Source organism: Kangiella sp. (assembly GCF_014762745.1).
In the GTDB taxonomy this organism is placed as follows: domain Bacteria; phylum Pseudomonadota; class Gammaproteobacteria; order Enterobacterales; family Kangiellaceae; genus Kangiella.
The window spans coordinates 1-5,124 of sequence record NZ_JABURJ010000053.1; the positions used below are offsets into that span (position 1 = coordinate 1).

Sequence of the window (5,124 nt, forward strand, 5' to 3'; positions counted from 1 at the left end):
TTAAGCCCGTTTCTCCTCTTTGACTTTCAACAAAATGTTCAAAAAATGCGCGCGTATAATGCACTATTTAGACAATAATCGCAAAGTTTTTGTGTGATCAGGCGCTAATTGGTCGAAATTTTGCTCGAGAAGCTACCCGTTTAGAGCTAATTAGATGATATCAGTGCTTGGAATCGTTTCTGAGAGCAGTTTCCAGCGATTGTTATGCAGAACTTCCGCTGGGCGATAGGAACTCTTATAGCTCATTTTATGGCAGTCTTGAATGTAATAACCCAAATAGGCATAAGGCAGATTAAGCTTACGTGCCAGGGCAATGGTTTTAAGAATCAGGAAAACGCCAAGACTTTTGTAACGCTGGTCAGTGTCAAAAAAGGAATAGACCGCCGATAGACCATCATCTAGTAAATCGAGGCACATGATGGCTATGGTTCGCTCACCGTCTTTGACACGAATCTGAGCCGATTTGCACCAGTCAGAAAACAGAAAGTCTGCATACTGATCATAGGAAGGCGGATACATGTCGCCATCTCTATGCCGCTCGGTAACGTAATGCTCGTAAAGCTCATAGTCTTCATGGCTGGGTCTGGCTGGCTCAAAATGAATACTCAGGTTTTTATTGGCCTTTAAGATTCTCTTCTGGCTACGACTTGGCTTGAATTGCTCGGTTAATACACGAAAGGGTTGGCAGGCGGAACAATGAGGGCACTTGGGGCGATAGACGTGATTACCGCTACGACGAAAGCCAAGGCGACTGAGTTCAGAGTATAGAGTGTTGTTCATTGGGAGAGAAGGATCAGCGAATAGGGAAACCGCGGTCTGATTGTCCAGATAGCCACAGGCGTGCTCTGGCCCTGCATAGAGCTTGATATGTTGAGTGCTTTTCTCTTTGTTACTCATAACAAGAGCCTCGCATATTCAGCTTTTCCATTCCTTCAGGATCTTACTTTGCCATAGATTCGGGGGCTGTTTCCAGTTAATTTCTTGTTCTAAAAGTTGTAAAAACTCATCACGGCTCATGTCTCGGGCACCCATCCGATACAGATGGGGATTACCAACCTGCGCATCGATCATTAAAAAGTCTGCCTGTTTCAGGTAGTGGGCCAGATAGACCAGAGCTATTTTTGAAGCATTGGGGCGTCGGCTGAACATGGATTCGCCAAAAAAGAATCTGCCGATACTGACGCCATACATACCACCAACCAGTGACTCTTGATCCCATACCTCAATAGAGTGCGCCAGGCCTAACTGATGCAGTTTGTAATAGGCCTGCTGCATTTCAGGCAGAATCCAGGTGTCCGGCTGGTCACTTCTAGGCGCTGCGCACTGGCGTACCACTTCTGGGAAAGCCTTATTTATCGTTACCCGGTACTGGCCTTTATTAAGCTCTCGCTTAAGCGAACGTGAAACATGAACTTCATCAAGCAGAAATGCACAGCGGGGGTCGGGGGACCACCATAAAATAGGTTCATCCTCGCAAAACCAGGGGAAAATGCCATGTCGATAAGCCTCGATAAGTCTTGGAGCCGACAAATCGCCACCAACCGCCAGTAAGCCATTGGGCTCATCCTGCGCTAATCTGGCGTCCGGAAAGAGAGGGGCTTCATCAAGAAGGAAAATGCTATTAGGCATAGTTTATTCAATTATTTGTATCTGTCATGAAAGTAACAATTTTAAGAAGTGTTGGCGAGTTCTTTATGAAAAACCAAAGGTCTATTCAGAGATGGGATTATTCATAGCTAAATTAAATAAGTCTTATACAATAAGCGGATTGCACTAGCGGATACAGCGCTATATCCTTCCGCTTAATTAAGCTCAGCCGGATTGTCTTATGATCAACCCTAAACACCATCGCATCGTCTTTTCATTCTTCATGTCGCTACTCATGTCATGCATCATGTCATTTATCATCAGCGTTTTTAACGTTGGTTTTGTGAGTAACATTGTCATGATATGGCTGAAAGCCTGGGCCTTCGCTTTCGTGGTTGCCTTCCCAGCGATTTTCCTGGTATCGCCATTAGTTCATAAATTAGTCAGCATGGTGCTTAGAGAATCGGAATAAAACGATTATCGTAGGGACAACTCATGAGTTGTCCGTACAAGAACAAACTCGGGTGTCCGCCCAATTCATCATCGGTAACAAATAAATAAAGCCACAGGTTCATCCCTAAACACTGATGGCTTTTTACCCTGTGACGAAAAGTGGAAGTGTCAAAAGGGGCGAGAAAACGAGACGCAAAACTATTTGTCGCTGACCATGGCTAAAAATACCTCGCAGCTCGTCCTCTCAGACTTGATATTAGCTCTGCAGTGCGTCATATTGCGTCGTAATTGGTCAGTAATGAAAAAAAGGAACCATATGGCAGTCAAAGAACTCAGCCAGATTGAACGCCAGCTTGCTATTCTCAGGCGTATCCCCACGGAACCACAAAAGGTCACCGTCAACGACCTGATTGAATACCTTGAGTCGAGCCATAATCTTGGTAACTTAAGCAAACGCAGTATCCAGAGAGATATGGCCATGCTGGAACGTGTCTTTGGTGTGCATGTAAAAACCATGGGCCGCGAAAATTATTATTACTTCCCACAGGGCTCGCACATCTCACTCAAGAAAATGGGCCCCGATCTGGCGCTGGGTTTTCTGTTGATGGAGAAATATACCCATAGCTTATTGCCTGAAGCCAGTCTGGATGCGCTTGCGCCATACTTTAAAGAAGCCAAGCTAGCGCTTAAGAATGAAAAATATAAATACGCTGACTGGGAAAAGCGGGTTGCTATCTATCCTAAGGTCTATCCATTGGAGCCAGCTAAGTTTAATGCTAATCATTTGCTGGATATCTATAAGGCACTGCTGCTCAATAAACAGTTCAAGATGAACTACACCAAAAAGGGCGGCGAAACCAAAGACTATATTGTCAATGCGCAAGGCGTCGTTCAGCAGGAGCAGGTGAGCTATCTGATTGCAACTTATGATGGACAAAAAGCTGAGGGGCTCATTCAGTTTGCCATACATCGTATTAACGATATAGAGATTCTCGATAGCCAGCCCAAACAGATTGCCGGTTTCGACATCAGAGAATACCTGGAGCAGGGTGGTCTTGATATTAGTCTGTATCAAGAGCAAAACCTTGAACTTGTTTTTAACAAACCAACAGCGCAACACCTCAACGAGACACCTTTATCAAAAGATCAGCAATGGACAGAACTCAAAGATGGCAGGGTGCGCGTAACTGCAACCATTAACATTACCCAATCTATCAAATGGTGGCTGCTTGGCTTTGGTGATCAGGTGGAAGTTATAAAACCCAAAGCTTTCCGTGACGACATGAAAAAGACTGTGCAGGGCATGATGGAACTGTACTGCAGAAATTCTAAATAGAGCATAAGACAAATAATGAACATCTGGTATTTACACGGCTTTCGAAGCTCCGCCAAAAGCCCAAAAGTCAAAGCGATGCAACAGGCTTTCCCTAACTGTCATGTACAGGGCATTAACTACACACCACACTCACCAGTAGTGGCCGAAGAAATTCTGATCAATGAGTACGAAAAGCTGATCGGCAGAGATGATGATTTAATTGTGGTAGGTACTTCGCTCGGTGGCTTCTGGGCCAGATGGCTCGCTTCTGAGCTACCCGTTAAATCGCTCATGATTAACCCATCACTCCACCCAGACAAAACGCTCGAAACAGGAGAGTTTAAAGTCTTTGGCGAGTTTGATGAGATTATTAAAGTCACCAATAAAGACCTGCAAGACTTTAACCACTACAAAGTCACCAGCGAACCTTATGGTCAATGTGAGGTAGCCCTTGCCGTAGATGATGAAGTGCTGGACTCAGAAAAAACTGCCAAAGAACTGGAAGGCATCTACCCCATACATAAATTCGAAACAGGAGCTCATCGCTTCACCGGGTTCGAGCGAGTGTTTCCGATCATTGAAAAGATGATCGGCAAGTAAGGTGTACTTTGGGTATTTTAATGACATCCAGTACAATGCGAACATATTTCTAAAAGACCAAACCTTATGACTATTTTTTACATCATCGCAGGGCTGATAACTTTCGTTCTTGCCAGTTATGCAGCATTTTTACTGTTTAAGCTTAACAAGCAGAAGAAAGCTATGCAGCAGTCAGAATTAGCTCAGGCTGAAAAACATGATGCTCAAATGAAATCGATTATTGAAAGCGTCACTTCAATCGCCAAGGCCATGAAGCATGAGCAATGCCCGACAATTGAAGGTTGTATTCGATTAAAGGTGCTTATCGATCAGCTACGCTTAGATGATGTCACTCGTGATGATTTTGAGGTCTTCTACACCATTTACGATAAAACCGCGCATATCCCTACCCATCAAGGTTGGAAAGATTTAAAAACCAAAGAAAAGATGACTCATACTAAGCTAATGATGGAACTTGAGGCAGAACATGAGTCAGATATTAATGAGGCGGTTGAGCGGGTTATTGTTCATTTTGAGACTGTGGTGTAGGTAGTTATTAAATAGCAGTGGTCATAAATTTTCTGCTTCTTTTAGTATTTCCTTCATAAAGCCATTGCACTCACGTCTTAGGCTCCTATCTGACATTTCAGAAACCAATTTCGTATAATAATCTTGAGCTTCATTGTATTTTTCGTGCCCTCTAGCAGCCTCACTAAATTCTTTGTTTAGTAACTGGTATGCTTCCAGATAAAGCTCTTCATTTTCACTATCAAGTTTGATACAAGGTCCTCTTAACACCTCAGCCATAGCAAGAAAGGTTACTTTAACTTCAATAGGGACTTCGCATTCAGCTCCTTCAGGACATTGTGAAGTGGCCGAGGCGGTAAAGGGGCTGACAATTAAGATTAACAATATTACTACAACGATTCTCATATCTTATCCAATACGTTTGTATATTAAGAAGTAATTTTAACTTTCCAGTTGTTTTGATTTTCCCTGACGTTTTTCCCACTCTTCGATGGCATTATTCAAGATGACGTCATCGGGGAAGTCTTTCTGAAACAGACTGAACTTCTCCAGGTAGTGTTGAGTGGGCTTAAAGTCTTCTGGGAAGTCAAAGTCGCCTTTAGCATAAGCATCAATCATCGCTTTGATACATTCGTTCTGTATATTGCGTTGCGCTGGGTAGC

At 43.5% G+C, this 5,124-nt stretch carries 8 protein-coding genes; 4 read left to right on the forward strand and 4 right to left on the reverse strand.

From position 1 onward, the window contains the following. Positions 1–150: 150 nt before the first annotated feature. Positions 151–897, reverse strand: coding sequence for an arginyltransferase (locus HUJ19_RS04000; RefSeq protein WP_290622382.1), 747 nt, complete (start codon positions 895–897; stop codon positions 151–153). 18 nt (positions 898–915) lie between these two features. Continuing rightward, positions 916–1,629, reverse strand: a complete 714-nt coding sequence (gene aat / locus HUJ19_RS04005) for a leucyl/phenylalanyl-tRNA--protein transferase (protein ID WP_290622383.1) — start codon at positions 1,627–1,629, stop codon at positions 916–918. Positions 1,630–1,828: 199 nt separating this feature from the next. Here aat and HUJ19_RS04010 point away from each other — a divergent pair, with 199 nt between their 5' ends. The 4 genes from HUJ19_RS04010 (at position 1,829) to HUJ19_RS04025 (ending at position 4,483) form a co-directional block, all read left to right on the forward strand. Next, a complete protein-coding gene (locus HUJ19_RS04010) occupies positions 1,829–2,059 on the forward strand; it encodes a DUF2798 domain-containing protein (protein ID WP_290622384.1) in 231 nt (76 codons plus the stop codon). A 297-nt stretch (positions 2,060–2,356) separates the two neighbouring features. Further along, a complete protein-coding gene (locus HUJ19_RS04015; protein WP_290622385.1) occupies positions 2,357–3,376 on the forward strand; it encodes a WYL domain-containing protein in 1,020 nt (339 codons plus the stop codon). A 15-nt stretch (positions 3,377–3,391) separates the two neighbouring features. Beyond that, complete coding sequence (locus HUJ19_RS04020) at positions 3,392–3,955, forward strand: YqiA/YcfP family alpha/beta fold hydrolase (RefSeq protein ID WP_290622387.1); 564 nt, start codon at positions 3,392–3,394, stop codon at positions 3,953–3,955. A 66-nt stretch (positions 3,956–4,021) separates the two neighbouring features. Beyond that, positions 4,022–4,483: a DUF2489 domain-containing protein gene (locus HUJ19_RS04025; RefSeq protein ID WP_290622389.1), complete on the forward strand. Its 462-nt coding sequence runs from the start codon at positions 4,022–4,024 to the stop codon at positions 4,481–4,483. A 21-nt stretch (positions 4,484–4,504) separates the two neighbouring features. Here the strand turns inward: HUJ19_RS04025 and HUJ19_RS04030 are convergent, their stop codons facing one another. Continuing rightward, positions 4,505–4,867 carry a hypothetical protein gene (locus tag HUJ19_RS04030; RefSeq protein ID WP_290622391.1) on the reverse strand — a complete coding sequence of 121 codons (363 nt, stop codon included), beginning with the start codon at positions 4,865–4,867 and terminating at the stop codon, positions 4,505–4,507. Positions 4,868–4,903: 36 nt separating this feature from the next. Next, positions 4,904–5,124, reverse strand: a 221-nt coding sequence (locus HUJ19_RS04035) for a hypothetical protein (protein WP_290622392.1), incomplete at its 5' end; no start/stop codon positions are given.

Coding starts and splice junctions, on each gene's coding strand:
- HUJ19_RS04000 (WP_290622382.1), bottom strand. CDS start 897: ATGAGTAACAAAGAGAAAAGCACTCAACATATCAAGCTCTATGCAGGG.
- aat (WP_290622383.1), bottom strand. CDS start 1,629: ATGCCTAATAGCATTTTCCTTCTTGATGAAGCCCCTCTCTTTCCGGAC.
- HUJ19_RS04010 (WP_290622384.1), top strand. CDS start 1,829: ATGATCAACCCTAAACACCATCGCATCGTCTTTTCATTCTTCATGTCG.
- HUJ19_RS04015 (WP_290622385.1), top strand. CDS start 2,357: ATGGCAGTCAAAGAACTCAGCCAGATTGAACGCCAGCTTGCTATTCTC.
- HUJ19_RS04020 (WP_290622387.1), top strand. CDS start 3,392: ATGAACATCTGGTATTTACACGGCTTTCGAAGCTCCGCCAAAAGCCCA.
- HUJ19_RS04025 (WP_290622389.1), top strand. CDS start 4,022: ATGACTATTTTTTACATCATCGCAGGGCTGATAACTTTCGTTCTTGCC.
- HUJ19_RS04030 (WP_290622391.1), bottom strand. CDS start 4,867: ATGAGAATCGTTGTAGTAATATTGTTAATCTTAATTGTCAGCCCCTTT.